Below are 16,377 nucleotides of genomic sequence, written 5' to 3'. Positions count from 1 at the left end.
CCCGGCCGCCACGCCCGCCGTCCCCGCACCTCACCCCGAGGTCCCCACGCCGGCGCCCGTACCTCATCCCGAGGTCCCCACGACGGCGCCCCGCGCCTTACCCCCGGGTTCCACGTGACAGCGCCCCGCGCCTCACCCCCGGTCCGCACGACGGAGCCCGCACCTCACGCACCCGGGCCCACCCCACGGTTCCCGCGCCTCGCGCCGGGGTCCACGCGACGGCATCCCACACCTCAGGTACTCCGGGTCCAACCCACAGTTCCCACGCGACGGCGCCCCGCACCTCACGCACCCGGGCCCACCCCACCGCACGGAAGTTGGCACGGTTCGAACCCGCGGTCTCGGCGTACTCGGCAACTCCGAGCCGGCCACTGGCGGGTTCCCGCGCTTCACTCACCCGGGCCTACCCCACGGTTCCCGCGCCTCGCGCCGGGGTCCACGCCACGGCATCCCACAACTCAGGCACCCCGGTCCTCCACCCCACGGTTCCCACGCTATATCCCGCGGGTCGGCGCGGTGGCGTACCGCGCCGCATTCACCTCCGGGTTCACGACACGGCGGCCCGCGCCTCACCCTCCCGGGTCCACGGCGCCCCGCACCTCACGTACCCCGGGTCGACCCCACGGCTCCCGCGCTTTATCCCGCGGGTCGGCGCGGTGGCGTACCGCGCCGCGTTGACCTCCGGGTTCACGCCACGGTGCCCCGCGCCTTACCGGGGGTCCACGCGACGCTGTTCCGTACCTCGCTCAGCCCGGGTCCACGCCACGGTTCCCGCGCATGCACCCGGGGTGTATGCGACGGCGCTCCACGCCTTGGACCGGAGGTCGACGCGATGGCGTCGCCAACCTCACCACGCCGAGTCCGCGCCATGGTTCCCGTGCTTTGCGCCGAGGGGCGACGCGATGGTGTCCCGCGCGTCACTAACCCCAGGTCCACGCCACGGCGCCCCGCGCTTCGCCCACCGGGGGTCGACGCGATGTCGTCCCGCGCGTCATCCACCGGGGGTCGACGCGATGGCGTCCGCGCCTCATCCCGGGGTTCACGCGGCGGCGCCGCGCCTCAGGTGGTTGGCTTCGGGGTCGCTCACCTTGTCGTTCCCGAGTGTTCGGGTTCGCGCCTTGGGTTACTCGGCGTTCGGGTTGTCCTTGTTGTCCTTGGGGTCGCCGGGAGCGTCGTCGGTGGGTTTGGGGTCCAGGAAGTCGGTGATGTCGATGTCGGCCAGTTCGCCGGCGTGTTGGGCGAAGCCGATGGGGTCGTCGAGGTCTGAGGTGCTGGGCATGAGGTCGGGGTGGGACCAGAGGGTGTCGCGGCCTTCGGTGCCGCGGGCGTCGCGGACGGCTGCCCAGAGGTTCGCGGCGTCGCGGAGCCGGCGGGGGCGGAGCTGGAGGCCCACCAGGGTGGCGAACGTCTGCTCGGCGGGACCACCGGCTGCTCGGCGGCGCCGGACCGTTTCGGCCAGCTGAACGGCGGCGGGCATCCGGTCCTTGGTCGCCTGCCGGACCACGTCGTCGACCCAGCCTTCGACCAGGGCGAGCGTGGTCTCGAGGCGGACGAGCGCGGCCTTCTGCTGCGCCGAATCCTCGGGCTCGAACAGTCCCCCGGCGAGCGCCTCCTGCATGGCTTCCGGGTTCTGCGGGTCGATGTCGGCCATCGCGCGCTCGATCTTGCCGGTGTCGACCTCTATTCCGGCCGCGTAATCGGCGACCGCGGCGAGCAGGTGCTGCCGCAACCACGGAACCCCAGCGTACAGCCGCTGATGCGCCACCTCGCGCAACGCCAAGTACAGCCGGACGTCCTCGTCGGTCAGCCCGAGCCCCTCGGAGAACTTCGCGATATTGTCCGGCAGCAGGATTGCCTGGCCGGTCGGCCCGAGCGGCAGACCGATGTCGGACGAACTCACGACCTCGCCGGCCAGCTCACCGAGTCCTTGACCGACCTGTGCCCCGAAGACGGAGCCGCCCAGCTGGCGCAGCATCCCGGCCATCGGCCCGGCGAACTGCTGCGCCTCGGCCGGCAGCGCGTTGCCCATTGCGCCCGCGACGTGCTCCGCCACCGGATCCACGATCGTCTGCCAGACGGGCAGCGTGTTCTCGACCCATTCGGCCCGGCTCCACGCCGCGGATGTCGCGGACACCTCAGGCAGCGTGGTCGCCTGGTCCAGCCAGTGCTCCGCGAGCCGGACCGCGTCTGCGACCCGATCGCTGTCGGTCTGAGTCATCGACCGGTCGCCCGCGGTCGAGACGGTCTTGCGGGCGATGTCCTTCGCCAGGTCCCAGTTCACCGGCTTGCCGTCGGTCGAGCCGCTGAGCAACTGCTGGACCTGAGCGAAGATCGCGTTCAGGTCCGGAGTGCCGCCCGCGCCGGCCGCACCGGAGAACTGCTGGAACATGGCCTCGAACGGCGTTCCCTTGAACGGGTTGTCCGGTTCGTCGCTCATCGGAGGACCTTCCTGTGCGGGTGGGGCGTACAACTCCAACGTACTGGTTCCGCCGATCAGTTCCGCCCCCGGCGAACGCATCAATGGTTCCTGTTCGCCGCGGGCTGAGTGCGGCGCGGCGCTCGCGGGTAGGTGGGGAAGGCAACAGTTTCTCCCGGTGCATGCCGCGGTACGCACCGCAGCGGTCACCGGTACGGGAGCAGAGAAAGCCGGCCGGGGAGCCAGGAAAGAGGAGGGGATGTGGGGTGCCGGGCGGGTGGGAGGGAGAATTGGACGATCGGGGATGCAAAGGTGGGCACGTGACGGCGGGGGCCCGGCGGGAATGAGGGACGGATGAGCGACGCGATCAGACTGCTGGACATTCGGGACGGTGTGCTGTCCAGCGACGAGGTGCTGGCTGCCGTCTCCGACCCGGCCGCGGGTGGGACCGCGCTTTTCATCGGAACCGTGCGCAACCACGATCAGGACAAGCCCGTCGACCGCCTCGGGTACGAGGCGCACCCGGACGCGCTGGAGCACCTGCGGAAGGTCGCGCAGCGGGTCTGTGACGACCCGGCGGTGACCGCGCTGGCGGCGGTGCACCGGACCGGGGACCTGGAAATCGGGGACGCGGCGGTGATCGTGGCGGTGGCCGCCGCACACCGCGATGTCGCCTTCGCGGCGTGCCGTCAGTTGATCGACGAGCTCAAGGCCGAGGTCCCGATTTGGAAACACCAGCACTTCACCGATGGTGGCAGCGAGTGGGTGGGTGCGCACTGACCCGTACGCTGGGCGCATGAAGGTGGCCGGATGAAGGTATTGGCGTGGCTGGCGTGCCCGCTGGCCGCCACGGTGCTGGCGATGTGCTGGGCGGCGTGGCGTGGGTGGCGCAACCGTGAACCGCGCCGGTCCGGTGGTCCCTTCGCGTCGGTCGACGAGTTCCGCCGGTTCAATGCGGCCCTGGCCGCGCCCGGGCCAAGTGCCACTCCGGAACGTCGCCGCGGGTTCGGTCGTCGTGCCCATCAGCAGACCTCCGCGGAAGCGCCTGCCCAGCAGGCCGGCGCCGGCGGGTTCCGGACCGAGATCCGCGGCCCGCAGGTTGCGACCGGTAGCAAGCAGGCGATGGCCGCCGAGGGCGACGCGCAGGTTGTCGCGGGCGAGCAGGTAGTTCCGACCGAAGTCCGTGGCTCCGGCTCCGGCACCACCGAGATCGCAGGGCAGGGTTCGTGACACGTCGTACCGCCACTTTGGTCACCTCGATCGTCGTACTGATAGCCTCGCTCGGGCTGGTCACCGCCTTCCCGGTGCCGTTCGTGTCGTTCAGCCCCGGGCCGGTGAAGGACACGCTGGGGTCGGCGAAGGGGAAGCCGGTGATCGAGATCACCGGGCACGAGACCTTCCAGACCTCGGGTCAGCTCGACCTGACCACGGTGTCGGTCACCTCGCCGGACCGCGAACTGACACTGCCGCAGGCGATGCGCAACTGGCTGGACCCGCACCGCGACCTGTTCCCGCGGGACATCATCTATCCGCCGAGCCAGAGCGCCGACCAGGTCGAGCAGCAGAACACCGCGGAGATGACCGGTTCGCAGGACAGCGCGGTCGCGGCCGCGCTGCAGGCGGCGAAGGTCCCGTTCCACACCAAGGTTTCGACGGTCGCGGACCGGACGCCCGCGCAGGGCAAGCTCAAGCCCGGCGACATCGTGCTCGCGGTCGACGGCCACCCGGTGACACAGGTCCCGCAGGTCGGTGAGCTGGTCCGCAAGCACAAGGTCGGGCAGGACGTCGTCTTCCTGATCCGGCGGGGCACCGCCGAGCAGACCGTGGTGCTGAAGACCGCTGCCACGCCCGGCGACGAGTCCCGGCCGATGGTCGGGATCACGATCGGCGTCGAGTCGCAGGTCAAGGTGACGGTCAACCTCGGCCAGGACATCGGCGGCCCGAGCGCGGGCACCGCGTTCGCGCTGGCCATCTACGACAAGCTCACCCCGGGCGCCTTGCTCGGCGGGAAGCACGTGGCCGGCACCGGCACCATCGACGCGCTCGGCCAGGTCGGCGCGATCGGCGGCATCCAGCAGAAGATCGCCGGTGCCAGGAATGACGGCGCGACTGTGTTCCTGGTCCCGGCACCGAACTGTGAAGCCGCGCTGCACGCCGGCGTGAGTGGCATCCAGCTGGTGAAGATCACCACGCTGACCGAGGCGATCAGCGCCTTGCAGGCCCTCGTCAGCGGCAAGGGAGTTGTCCCGTCGTGCAACCCATGAGTCACCCGTACGCACCGGCCCGCCGAAGGGAAGATCTGCCGGCATGGATTCCGTAGCCACGCTGCCGCCTGACGCGCTCAGTCGCGCGGTGATCGAGATCGAGAAGCACGTGAGCGGTGCCGGCTGGGACCAGCCCGCACAGCTGTTCGCGCTGGTCCCCACCGAGGAACTGCTCCGCGCCGAACCCCAGCTGGCCGCCGAGCTGGGGGCCGAAGACGCTTCCCAGCCGCTGACCCCGGTCGCCCAGGGTGAGCTCCCTGGTGGCCTCGAGGACGACAACCTGGCCGATGCGCTCGGCCGGATCGAGTGGCCCGACGGAGTCGCCGGCTGCGCGCTGGCGATCGAACGGATCGTGCTGCCGGCCGCGTCCGAGGCCGGCCTGTCGAATGCCGAGTCCGACTCCGAGCTGGCCCGGCTGGCCGGCAGCGATCCGCGCCGGCACGAGGTCCGGATGGTCGCCGCGGTGCTGCGCGAGGGCGCCCGCTTCGGCGCCGTCCGGTTGCGCGAACACGACGAGGACAGCGCCGTGCTCAGCGGCGCCGACTTGGTCCCCACGCTGTGCCAAGTACTGTCATTGACATTCGAACCCTCGGTCGGCAGCCGGCCGGGCGCGGGTTCGGGGGTCGACGGCATCAGCGACGATGAGGAGAAGCGACCATGAGCGACGGCGTCTACGACATGCCGGAGGAGCCGCCCCGCCGGGCGCGGCGAACAGGCGGCCGTCCACGGGCGTTGCTGCCGACGATCGCCACGCTGGTCGTGCTGCTCATCCTCTTCAGTGTCTTCACCGATGTATGGACGCAGCGGCTCTGGTACCGCTCGGTCGACCTCGGCTCGGTCTTCAGCACCGTGCTCGGCACCCGGGTGCTGCTGTTCGTCGTCGTCGGCCTGGTGATGGCGGTCGCGGTCGTCGCGAACATCATCGTCGCGTTCCGCACCCGGCCGCGGGTCGCGCTCGCACCGTCGCCCAGCCCAGGGTTCGAGCGGTACGGCGATCTGCTGCAGCAGCACGGGAAGATCGCGGTCGGCGTGATCGCCACCCTGATGCTGGTCTTCGGCGGTTCGGCCGCGTCGGGGGAGTGGAAGGTCTTCCTGGCTTGGCGTAACCGGACCCCGTTCGGTGTCACCGACAAGCACTTCAACAAGGACATCTCGTTCTTCGTCTTCGACTACCCGTGGCTGCGCGTACTGCTCGGCTTCGGCTACTCGATCGTCCTGCTGTCGCTGGTCGCCGCGATCATCACCCACTACCTGTACGGCGGCTTCCGCCCGTCCGCAAAGGGCCAGAAGGCCTCCGGCGCGGCGCAGGTGCAGTTCTCGGTGCTGCTGGGGCTGCTCGTACTGCTGAAGGCCTTCAGCTACTGGCTGGACCGCTTCGGACTCACCACCTCCGACGGCAGGCTCTTCACCGGTATCTCCTACACGGGCGACAACGCGATCCTGCCCAGTAAGGAGATCCTGGCGGTCATCGCGGTCCTGTGTGCTGTGCTGTTCTTCGCCAACGTAGTGCGCCGTACCTGGCTGCTGCCCGGTGTCGGCACGGTGGTGCTGATCCTGTCGGCGATCCTCCTCGGTGCGCTCTGGCCGGCGGCACTCCAGCAGTTGCGCGTACGGCCGAGCGAGCCGGTGCGTGAAGGCCCGTACATCACCAAGAACATCGAGGCGACGCGGCAGGCGTACGGACTCGAGCAGGCTTCCGTCACCGACTATCAGGCCAAGACCACGGCGACCCCGGCCGAGCTGCTGCAGGACACCGAGGTGCTGCCCGGTATCCGGCTGATCGACCCGAGCGTGGTCGGCCCGACCTTCGAGCAACTCCAGCAGGTCCGCGGGTTCTACTCGTTCCCGACCGATCTGGACGTCGACCGGTACAAGATCAACGGCAAGGTCAACGACACGGTCATCGCCGTCCGTGAGGTGCAGGTCGACCGGCTGCCGGCCGGCCAGCGCAACTGGAACAACGACCACACCGTCTACACCCACGGCTACGGCGTGGTGGCGGCGAACGGCAACCAGCGCGCCGCCGACGGTACGCCGGTCTGGACCGAGAAGGACCTGCCGCCGACCGGTCAGCTCGGCAAGTACGAACCGCGGATCTACTTCGGTGAGCAATCCCCGGACTACTCGATCGTCGGTGCTCCGAAGGGTGCGCAGCCGGTCGAGCTCGACACCCCGGAGGGCAAGTCCGGCGGTGACCCGACGCTGAACACCTACGAGGGCAAGGGCGGTGTACCGGTCGGGTCGTTCTTCAACCGGTTGCTCTACGCCACCAAGTTCCGGGACGCGAACCTGCTGCTCTCCAGCCGGGTCAACCCGGACTCGAAGATCCTCTACGACCGCACTCCGCGCGAGCGGGTCGAGAAGGCGGCGCCGTGGCTGACGCCGGATGGTGACCCGTACCCGGCAATCGTGGACGGTCAGGTGGTCTGGATCGTCGACGGCTACACCACCTCGGACAACTACCCGTACTCCGAGAAGGTCGCGCTGGACGTCAGCACCCGGGATACCACCACCGGCCGCGGCACGATCGCCCAGCAGCCGAGCGAGAAGATCAACTACATCCGCAACTCGGTCAAGGCCGTCGTGAACGCGTACGACGGTTCGGTCCAGCTGTACGCGTGGGACGACTCCGACCCGGTGCTGAAGACCTGGATGAAGGCCTTCCCCGGCACGGTGAAGCCGAAGTCGGACATCTCGCCGGACCTGATGGCGCATCTCCGCTACCCGGAGGACATGTTCAAGGTGCAGCGCGACATGCTCGCCAAGTACCACGTGCAGGACTCGGACACCTGGTACCAGAACAGCGATCTGTGGCGTGTTCCGGACGACCCGACCGCGGTGTCCTCCGGCGATTCCTCGACGCATATTCCGCAGCCTCCCTTCTATCTCTCGTTGCGGATGCCGGGTCAGACCGACCCGAAGTTCTCGTTGACGTCGGTGTACGTACCGAACGGTGAACGGGAGAACCTCACCGCGTTCATGGCGGTGGATTCCGAGGCCACGTCACCGGACTACGGCAAGTTCCGGATTCTTCGATTGCCGGGCAACCTGCAGATACCTGGTCCGGGGCAGGTCTACAACAAGTTCCAGACCGACGAAGGCATCAGACAGGCGTTGCTGCCGATCAACCAGCCGAACAGCGGCGCACGAGCCCAGTTCGGGAACTTGCTGACGCTGCCGCTCGGCGGTGGTCTGCTCTACGTCCAGCCGGTGTACTCGGTACGGACCAGCGGGCCGGGTAGTTATCCCGTCCTCCGGTACGTCCTGGTGTCCTTCGGTGACCGGGTCGCCTACGGGTCCACGCTGCAGGAAGCCCTGACCAAGGTCTTCAACACCAGCGTCGACACCGGCGAGCAACCACCAGGGACCAAGACACCGCCGGCGCAGCAGTCGAACCAGACGGTGAAGCAGGCGCTGGCCGAGGCCGAAGCTGCGTACACAGCGGCGCAGACCGCCCTGAAGAACGGCAACCTCGCCGAGTACCAGACCCAGGTCGACAAGATGAAGAAGGCGATCGACAGGGCAGCCGCTGCCAGTGCGACGGTCGCACCGACACCGACACCGACGCCCGCGAAACCACCCGCAACGACGACGCCCACGCCGTCGAGTCCGCCGAGCTCACCGACCGGCTGACTTGCAGGGCTGACCGGGGCGGCGACACCGACGACAGTCGGCGTCGCCGCCCCGTTCCGTTGCCTACGGCATCACGTCTTCGACTCCGGCCGGAACTCGGCCGCGGTGTCCAGCACGTCCTCGTCGGTGAAGCGCTCGGGGTCGATCGTCACTTCGGCGGCGACACCCGGCTCGATGAAGTAGAAGACCTCGTCGCCGGCGAAGAGGCCGTCGTACCCACCGACCTTGACCGGGGTCAGCTGCCAGCTGCCCGGCTCCTTCTCCTCGTACTCGATCAGGAACTTGTGCAGGGCCTCGAGGTCGGTCAGCCGGTCGCCGCGCAGGGTCTTCAGGGTCAGATCGACCTTGTACGCACCCTCCCGATCCGGGCCGGTCTCCCAGACCCGGCTGTGGAAGGACACGTCGCCCCACTCGTACTCGAAGTCGCTCGGGGTGCCGATGCCGTTGGGCAGGTGCCCGATGGCGAAGCCGTCCAAGGTGTCAGCCCTTTGCTCGGTCGATGGAGGTGCCGCGGCGTACGCCGACGATGCTGCGAACTCGTGCGCCGACGCGGGGACGGCCGTCGACAGACCTAGTGAGGCAAGAACGACCGTGCTTCCGGTCACAATACGACGAGCGGACGGCACGACTCGGGAACGAAGCGATGAACACGACATGGCTGCCTCCTGGGAACCGCGGGGCGCCCCGCCTGCTGCGAGACGCCTTCCTGACCAAGAAGATGCAGCGATCACCGCACCCGCGGACGGATGATTCCGGAACCTGTGGACAACCCGGCCGTGGACCCACGATCACGCGGTTCCGGAAACCGATTTGGTTGCTCGGCCCAAATCCTCTAGGCTGAAGACACAACGGCGCGGGGTGGAGCAGCTCGGTAGCTCGCTGGGCTCATAACCCAGAGGTCGCAGGTTCAAATCCTGCCCCCGCTACCACGGAAGGCCCTTCGACCAGGGAAACCTCGGTCGAGGGGCCTTCGTCATTTCTGCTCGGCCCGGGGCGGTCGGGGTTGCACGCCGGTCCGCTTCGGTGCACTGGGCGAGGGGGTCGTTTTGGTTGCTTGGCGGGCATCCTCTAGACTTCTCTACGTAACAAGGCGACGCGGGGTGGAGCAGCTCGGTAGCTCGCTGGGCTCATAACCCAGAGGTCGCAGGTTCAAATCCTGCCCCCGCTACTTGGAAAGGCTCTCTGGCCAGGCGAACCTGGCCAGAGAGCCTTTGTCATTCGGGTCAGGTCGGGGTGACTACGGTCTGGGTTACCACTGGGCTTCGGCGGGTGCGGCGCCGAAGTCCGGGATGGGGAGCCGCTGCCCCCCGCGCTGGGCGGATTCGTGGGCGATGATCCCTGGTGCCGTGAAGCGGGCGGCCAGCCAGGCGTTGACCGGGGGTTGTGTTCGGGTCGTCACGGCCCGGACGAAGTCATCGGCGAGGAAGTGGTGCGAGCCTTCGTGACCATTCGGCGCGCCCTCGAACTCCGGTGGGAGCCGGCTCCGGTCGTGGACCGGTGCGGTCCGTGACATGAAGCTCTGCAGCAGCGCAGGGTCGATGTCCTCGAAGCCGGCGAGTGAGGTCTTCCCAAGGGTCGAAACCTTCTCGCTGATGTCGATCGTCGTCCCCTTACGGTAGTCGGGGCCGTCGCTCTTGATGCTGACCGTGGTGCAGGTCGTCGACTGTTCCACGACCGACTCAGTGCCGAAGAAGCGGAAGCGCGACTCGGGGCCCTTCCAGTATCCGACCCGACGGAACTCGTTGGTACGCATGGCCCCACCGTCGGCGAGCTCGAAAAGCGCGGTCATGTTCGAGAAGTCGTTCCCCCACTCGGACACCTCGCGATCGAACACGCCGTCGCGCCGATCATCGCTGATCCCGAGGCAACTGACCGTGCTCGCGTACGTCGGGAGCGCTCCGAGGATGCCCCCGATGGAGTGTGTCGGGTAGAGCATGGGCGGGTAGCTCGCGACGCGCTTCCAATCAGGTCCGCCGCTGTACTGGAACGCCTTGTAGAACCCGTTGTCCATGTCGTGCACGTAGTCACCCTCGGCGTAGAACACGCGACCGAAGGCGCCTTCGGCGTGCTGCTGACGGGCCCACACCACAACCGGGTTGTAGTAGCTGGTCTCGCCCATCATGTACACCAGCCCGGTCTGTTCGACCTTGTTCACGATCGCGGCGATCTGACCGATCTCGATTGCCATCGGCACCGCTGAGTAGACGTGCTTTCCGGCCTCGAGTGCCTGCAGGGCGAGCGGCCCGTGTGACCATCGCTGCGTCATGATGGCGACCGCGTCGACATCCGAGGCGAGTGCCTCCTCGAAGCTGCCGAATGTTCCCGCGAGACTGTGCCGGCGCTGGTGCTCGGCGGCGCGCTCGGGAACGAGGTCGCAGGCGTACACCTCGGCGACGGCGGGATGAAGCTGCCACAACGAGATGAAGCTCCGGGCGAACTGACCGGTTCCGATGACAGCGATCTTCATGGGGCGCCTTCCAGCTGGTTCGTTGCGGGTGTCGTCCGGCGGTGCAAGATCCGCCAGCAGAGGTAGAAGCACAGCGCGGTCGCGGGAGAGCCGGCTACCGTCACTGAGGCGATTCCGATGGCGATCACCTGATTGGTCAGGTAGAGCGGCACCATCACCGCGATGACGGTGATGTACTTCACGATCAGTACCCCGGTGCACAACTGGTAGCTCCTGAGCAGCGGCCGGTCCCGGCGCCAGCTCGTGCCTTCCCGGCGGGCCGCTCCTACCACCAGACCGACGATCGGCCACCTCAGCAGCACCGATACCAGGAGCACTGATCCCACGACGATGTGTCCGAGCACCGTGGAGAGATAGAAGTCGACCGCATTGCCGGTCGTTCCGGCGAACAGGGCCGACCCGCCGACGATGACCAGCCCGATGGACGCCTGCCAGTACTTCCGGTCGGTCCACACCCGCGACACGGCGAACACGGCGACGCCACCAACTGCCACCAGTGCGGCAGCCACCACCTCGCCGGTCACCAGGTAGGCGACGAGAAAGAGCAACCTGGACACGATGCCCTCGGCAACTGTTCGCCATCCGCCGACGGACTCGAACAACGACCACGTCCGTCGGGTCAGATTTGCCATGCTCATCGGCCGGGCTCCGCCGCCCGCGATCCGATGAGCTGCCGGGACGGCACCGTCTCGGCGGGTGGGGCATCGGGCCGTAGCGCGGCCACGTACGTGCTCAGCGCGCCGGCGAGATCGTCTTCTCCCGCGACCACCCGGACCAGGGCATCACGCAGTCGCCCCGCATCCTGCATCGCCAGGTTCGCGCCGAAGCCCGGGCCCACGCGGACCGCGTCGCCGAGGATCGTCACCGAACCGCTGGGCAGCGCCGGCAGCGGCTGGATCATCCCGACCCGTAGCGTCACTGTGCGGGCCGGCCAAGCCTCATCGATGAGCGATCGCAACGTCGGGTGCAGTTCGGCGGCCACACTGCGGGCCGCTCGCCATCCGGCTTCCCGGCCGCCTTCGGTACCGAGAACGGCTTGCGTGGTGGGCAGCGCCCACATGACGTAGTCCTCGGCGTCGTCGACGACCCGGCTGCGCAGGGTCGGCAACCATCGGTCCCGCGCAGCGATCGGCGGTTCGCCGAACCGCATCACGCTGCATACCATCATCGTGCCGCGCACTTGCGCCGTCGCGGGGTTGTCGCCGATCATCGCCGCCAGACCGGAAGCGGCCACCGCCCGCAGCGGCGACGCGCCGATCAGCATGCGCTTGCCCGTGTCGGACACCCGAACGTCCGGTAGCAGCTGCCCGCGGACCGACGACCCGACGCCGTCCGCACCGACCAGCACGTCCGCTGTCTCGACGGTGCCGTCGGTGAACCACACCCGGACGGACCCGTCGGCCTGCGGTTCGAACCGGCTGAACGCCACCCCGAACCGCACCACGTCCTCCAGCCCGGTCAGCAACACCGCCCGCAGGATCGGCCGGTCGGTCATCCGGCCTGGTCTGGCCGGGCCGGTCGGGCGGTCCGGATGGTCACGCGGGGCCGCGGTGAGCACGCCGTCGACCTCCGAGAGCGCCTGGATCCCGGTGCGCAGGCCGCCCAAGGTCGCTTCGGCCATTGCCAGGTTCGCCGGGGGTAGGCACGCGCCCAACGCGGAGCTGCCCCGGTCGTCGAGATGCAAGCTCACTCCCTGCGGACGCGCGTCCTCGGCGTCCTGCTCGAACACCGCGACGTCGATACCTGCCTGCCGCAGACCCTGAGCCAATGTCAACCCACCCACACCGGCGCCGATCACGATCACCCGCATGTCGTCCACCCATTTCTACATCGATTGGTGAAGTTCACCTTCGCACAAGCCTTGGACTGAAACAACACCATTGATGAAGAAAGCCCGCTACGCTTACCGGACGATGACGGAACACAGCCGGGCCGGCCTGTGGCTGGAGTCTGGGCGCGCCGGCCCGGGGAGCGGACTCCTCGCGGAGCGCCCCGACTCGTTCATGCGGTCGGCGAGGGTGGCGAAGCCGGTCGCGGCGGCGACACCGAGTACGTCCCGTGGCGCTATTGCGACGCTTCTACCGGCGGATCTTCGACCATATCCGCGGCCGGTGTCCGCGCCTGCTGCTGGAGAACTGCGGATCGGGCGGTGGCAGGAACGATCTGGGCAACATGGCGCGATTTCACCGGACGCAGATCACTTCTCGCCGGCGCCCACGGCACGAATCCCGAACGGCACCACGCTCATGCTGCCGCCGGAACTGTGCGAGCCGTATCCGGGTCGTGAGGCCCAGGGCGTGTCCGACATCGACTTCCTGATGATCGAGGCTGCCTGATCACCCGTGAATGATGTGGGTCGAGCCTAGACGGCGTGCGCGGATCCCCGCAGCTGTCCGGTCAGGCACTGCTCGATGATCGGGCCGAACCATGCCGCCAGGTCGTCGACATGGGCGGATGCGATCGGTTCGGTCCGCACGACGTACCTGGCCATGGTGAGGCCGAGGATCTGTACGTTCACCAGGCCGGCCCGGATTTCGGCGTCCGGCGTACTGACCAGCCCGGCCAGGCGGGCGGTGAGTTCCCGATCGATGAATTCGCGCAGGATGACTTCGGACTCGCCTGGGGGTGCGGCCCACCGGGTCAGAATCGCCAGTGGGTTGCGGTCAGAGCTGTCGACGTTGCCGATGAGGGTGCGGACGATGCGTTGCCCGATGTCCTCGAGGCCGCCGGCGAAGATCGAATCGATCGCAGTGGGCACGACGGCGGACAGATTGACCGCGGCGCCGAACAAGCCCTGCTTGGTGCCGAAGAAGTAGAAGACCATCGCCGGGTCGACGCCCGCCTCGGCAGCGACGGCGCGGACTGTGGTACCGGCGTAGCCGTGCGCCAGGAACTGGGTGCGAGCGGCCTCGAGGATCCGCTGCTTGCTCTCCGCTCCGGAACGCCAGCGGCCGGGGCGGCCGGGCGGTGTCGGCTCCGTCATGAACGTGACAATACCCGCACGTTCTTGATCGCCGGTGGGCTTTGGCGGGGTCTGCGGTGATCGAGGCCTGAGCGCGGCCGTGCGGCAGAGGGTGGCGAGTTTCTGGTGACGGCTACCTTTCGAAGGTTTCTTACGTAAGAATGCGGCGCAAGTTGTCGATCGAACGGAGAGCGCCCGTGACCGCACCCCCACCGCCCGGACTCGATCGGCGGCGATTTCTGCAGTTGAGTGGGTTGACCGCCGCTACGGTTTCACTCGGCGTTGCCGCGCCGGCCAGTGCGGTCGCCGAGCCACGCCGGCCGATTCCGGACGGCGTGTTCGCGCTGGGCGTGGCCTCCGGCGAGCCCAGGGCGGACGGATTCGTGCTGTGGACCCGGCTCGCACCGAACCCCGGCGCGCTGGACGGGCACGGCGGGATGGGCAAGGAGGACGTGCCGGTCACCTACCAAGTGGCGACGGACCGGCGGTTCACCCGGATCGTGCGCGCCGGCGTGGCGATCGCGTCGCCGGAGCTGGGGCACTCGGTCCACCCTGAGGTTCGCGGACTGCAGCCTGGCCGCGAGTACTTCTACCGGTTCCGTGCCGGCGCCCAGGTCAGCCCGGTCGGCCGGGCCAAGACCTTCCCGGCGCCTGGGCAGCGGGGAGCCACGTTCTCCTTCGCGACCGCGTCGTGCCAGGCCTGGTACCACGGGTACTTCTCGGCGTACAAGCACCTGGCCGCTCGTACCGACTTGGATGCGGTGTTCTTCCTCGGCGACTACATCTACGAGTACGGAATCGTTGCTGGCGGCAATCTCTGGAAACAGGGCGTCACGGTCGGCCCCGAGCACGCGGTCGAGATCGAGACCCTGGAGCAGTACCGGCTGCGCTACGGCCTGTTCAAGTCCGATCCCGATCTGCAGGCGGCACACGCGGCGGCGCCCTGGCTGCTCACCTGGGACGATCACGAGGTCCAGAACAACTACGGCAACAACACGTCGTACTACGGCATCCCGCCCGAGCTCTTTCCGTATCGCCGCGCTGTCGCGTACCGGGCCTTCTACGAGAACCTGCCGATCTCACTGGACAGCCTGCCGGAAGGCCCCGATCTGCAGCTCTACCGGCGGCTCGACGTCGGTACGCTGGCCCGGATCAACATGCTCGACGGCCGCCAGTACCGCGACCCGGTGCCGACCAGCGAAGCCGACCGGCTGAGTGAGTCGCGCACCATTCTCGGCGCGGCCCAGGAACAGTGGCTGTACGACGGACTGAGGAACTCCCCGGCCACCTGGAACATCCTGGCCAACGGAGTGGTGTTCACCGCGGTCACCGACGACCGGGTCGAGCAGTGGGACGGCTATCCCGCCAACCGCAAGCGGCTGCTGGCCGCGATGGGGGAGACCTCGAACACGGTGGTCCTGACCGGCGATGTGCACCGCGCGATCGCCTCCGAGCTGAAGGCCGACTTCGCGGACCCGGCGTCGGACACCATCGGCGTCGAGTTGATCTGCTCCTCGATCGGCTCCGACGGCGACGGCGCCGAGACCGACGCGTACGCCAAGGACTGGATGGCTCACCCGTACATGAAGTTCTACAACGCCCGTCGCGGCTATGTGTACGCGCAAATCACCGAGACGGAGATGATCTCGGAGTTCGTGAAGGTCCCGTACGTCCAGGCCGACGCGAACGCCGTCGCGACCGTGGCGGCGAGATTCCGGACGCCGGCCGGCGCGCCCCGATTGGAGGCCCTGTGATGATTGAAACCCGGAGGCACAACCCGCCCACCATCACCGGACTCGGTGGTACCGGCGACATCGGCATCGTCACGCTCAGCTGGACTCCGGTGCCCTGGGCAACGGTCGTCGACCACTACGCCGTCTATGTCTCGACGGCGAGCTCGCCCTGGACCCTGCTGGCCAAGACGGTGTACCCGCACTTCGTGCATCGGGGGCTCGGGTTCACCGGCGTCACCAGGTCGTACCGGATCGTCACGGTGGATGCCGCAGGCAGCCGTTCGGCACCTTCGGCGGCAGTCGCCGTGGCCAACAAGACCTCCGTCACGGTGTCGGGCACGCCGATCGCCCAGGTCGGCGTCTACGACGGGAAGGGCGAGTTCGCGCTGACGCCGAACAAGAGCGCACAGTACCCGGTCAAGTTCCCGAACGATGTCGACTACACGTACCCGACGTCTGTGCCCACAGAGGACTGGTGCTACCTGATGCCGGGGCCGGCCGACAAGTGGGCCGGCTCCAAGAACCATCAGGTGCTGTTCCGCTTCGACCTGCCCGAGGCGCCGGCGAAGGACCTGGATCTCGCGCTCTGGCTGATCGACAGTCATGCGAAGATCCCCGGCTCCGCTGTGCTGTCCGTCAACGGCACCATGGTCGAGCGGCTCACCTTCGCCCCTGGTGCAACGAAGGGTTCGACCATCAGCGACAGTACGTTGCCGAACTCGCCGCTGAAGCCGTCGTACCTCGAACGCCCGCTGCCCAAGGACCTGTTCAAGCCCGGCCAGAACGTGATCCAGCTGCTCAAGGACAACGGTTCCTGGATCGCTTTCGACGCCTTCGGCATCTACGGCCGCCCCTGATCCGAGAGGCCGGCGCTTTCCTATCAGCAACATGAGAAGTTCATG

General features: G+C 68.2%; 14 protein-coding genes and 2 tRNA genes. 10 read left to right on the top strand and 6 right to left on the bottom strand.

Annotation, left to right across the window (positions count from 1 at the left end):
* Positions 1–1,123: 1,123 nt before the first annotated feature.
* Complete coding sequence (locus ABD260_RS34935; RefSeq protein WP_344240789.1) at positions 1,124–2,437, bottom strand: zinc-dependent metalloprotease; 1,314 nt, start codon at positions 2,435–2,437, stop codon at positions 1,124–1,126.
* A gap of 333 nt (positions 2,438–2,770) precedes the next feature.
* Here ABD260_RS34935 and ABD260_RS34930 point away from each other — a divergent pair, with 333 nt between their 5' ends.
* The 5 genes from ABD260_RS34930 to ABD260_RS34910 are packed head-to-tail and all read left to right on the top strand — an operon-like array spanning position 2,771 to position 8,313.
* The gene (locus ABD260_RS34930; protein ID WP_344240787.1) at positions 2,771–3,196 is read left to right on the top strand and encodes a molybdenum cofactor biosynthesis protein MoaE; all 426 of its coding nucleotides are present in this window, start codon (positions 2,771–2,773) and stop codon (positions 3,194–3,196) included.
* Between the two features lie 30 nt (positions 3,197–3,226).
* The gene (locus tag ABD260_RS34925; RefSeq protein WP_344240785.1) at positions 3,227–3,646 is read left to right on the top strand and encodes a hypothetical protein; all 420 of its coding nucleotides are present in this window, start codon (positions 3,227–3,229) and stop codon (positions 3,644–3,646) included.
* A complete protein-coding gene (locus ABD260_RS34920; protein ID WP_344240783.1) occupies positions 3,643–4,680 on the top strand; it encodes a YlbL family protein in 1,038 nt (345 codons plus the stop codon). Before ABD260_RS34925 ends, ABD260_RS34920 begins: the two co-directional genes overlap by 4 nt.
* A gap of 43 nt (positions 4,681–4,723) precedes the next feature.
* Positions 4,724–5,341 (top strand): PPA1309 family protein, encoded by a 618-nt coding sequence (locus tag ABD260_RS34915; protein WP_344240781.1) that lies wholly within the window; start codon positions 4,724–4,726, stop codon positions 5,339–5,341.
* A complete protein-coding gene (locus ABD260_RS34910) occupies positions 5,338–8,313 on the top strand; it encodes a UPF0182 family membrane protein (protein ID WP_344240779.1) in 2,976 nt (991 codons plus the stop codon). Before ABD260_RS34915 ends, ABD260_RS34910 begins: the two co-directional genes overlap by 4 nt.
* A gap of 71 nt (positions 8,314–8,384) precedes the next feature.
* On the opposite strand, the gene ABD260_RS34905 is transcribed toward ABD260_RS34910, so the two are convergent.
* On the bottom strand, positions 8,385–8,918 hold the full coding sequence (locus ABD260_RS34905) for a hypothetical protein (protein ID WP_344240777.1): 534 nt from the start codon (positions 8,916–8,918) through the stop codon (positions 8,385–8,387).
* A 247-nt stretch (positions 8,919–9,165) separates the two neighbouring features.
* Here ABD260_RS34905 and ABD260_RS34900 point away from each other — a divergent pair.
* Both ABD260_RS34900 and ABD260_RS34895 read left to right on the top strand, forming a co-directional pair.
* Positions 9,166–9,242: transfer RNA gene (locus ABD260_RS34900), tRNA-Met, on the top strand.
* Between the two features lie 165 nt (positions 9,243–9,407).
* Positions 9,408–9,481: transfer RNA gene (locus tag ABD260_RS34895), tRNA-Met, on the top strand.
* Between the two features lie 81 nt (positions 9,482–9,562).
* On the opposite strand, the gene ABD260_RS34890 is transcribed toward ABD260_RS34895, so the two are convergent.
* Genes ABD260_RS34890 through ABD260_RS34880 form a run of 3 tightly spaced genes read right to left on the bottom strand, consistent with a single transcriptional unit; the run spans position 9,563 to position 12,590 of the window.
* Positions 9,563–10,780 (bottom strand): Gfo/Idh/MocA family protein, encoded by a 1,218-nt coding sequence (locus ABD260_RS34890; RefSeq protein ID WP_344240775.1) that lies wholly within the window; start codon positions 10,778–10,780, stop codon positions 9,563–9,565.
* Positions 10,777–11,418, bottom strand: coding sequence for a DUF3159 domain-containing protein (locus ABD260_RS34885; protein WP_344240773.1), 642 nt, complete (start codon positions 11,416–11,418; stop codon positions 10,777–10,779). The genes ABD260_RS34890 and ABD260_RS34885 overlap by 4 nt, the downstream gene beginning before the upstream one ends.
* Positions 11,415–12,590 (bottom strand): FAD-dependent oxidoreductase, encoded by a 1,176-nt coding sequence (locus ABD260_RS34880; protein WP_344240793.1) that lies wholly within the window; start codon positions 12,588–12,590, stop codon positions 11,415–11,417. Before ABD260_RS34880 ends, ABD260_RS34885 begins: the two co-directional genes overlap by 4 nt.
* Before the next feature lie 103 nt (positions 12,591–12,693).
* Here ABD260_RS34880 and ABD260_RS34875 point away from each other — a divergent pair, with 103 nt between their 5' ends.
* Positions 12,694–13,116 (top strand): hypothetical protein, encoded by a 423-nt coding sequence (locus ABD260_RS34875; protein WP_344240771.1) that lies wholly within the window; start codon positions 12,694–12,696, stop codon positions 13,114–13,116.
* Positions 13,117–13,142: 26 nt separating this feature from the next.
* Here the strand turns inward: ABD260_RS34875 and ABD260_RS34870 are convergent, their stop codons facing one another.
* On the bottom strand, positions 13,143–13,763 hold the full coding sequence (locus tag ABD260_RS34870; RefSeq protein WP_344240769.1) for a TetR/AcrR family transcriptional regulator: 621 nt from the start codon (positions 13,761–13,763) through the stop codon (positions 13,143–13,145).
* Between the two features lie 176 nt (positions 13,764–13,939).
* Here ABD260_RS34870 and ABD260_RS34865 point away from each other — a divergent pair, with 176 nt between their 5' ends.
* Both ABD260_RS34865 and ABD260_RS34860 read left to right on the top strand, forming a co-directional pair.
* The gene (locus tag ABD260_RS34865; protein ID WP_344240767.1) at positions 13,940–15,496 is read left to right on the top strand and encodes an alkaline phosphatase D family protein; all 1,557 of its coding nucleotides are present in this window, start codon (positions 13,940–13,942) and stop codon (positions 15,494–15,496) included.
* A complete protein-coding gene (locus tag ABD260_RS34860; protein WP_344240765.1) occupies positions 15,493–16,332 on the top strand; it encodes a hypothetical protein in 840 nt (279 codons plus the stop codon). The genes ABD260_RS34865 and ABD260_RS34860 overlap by 4 nt, the downstream gene beginning before the upstream one ends.
* Positions 16,333–16,377 lie beyond the last annotated feature (45 nt).

The organism is Kribbella hippodromi (assembly GCF_039531045.1).
GTDB lineage: Bacteria > Actinomycetota > Actinomycetes > Propionibacteriales > Kribbellaceae > Kribbella > Kribbella hippodromi.
This window is presented reverse-complemented; position numbering and strand designations above follow the sequence as displayed.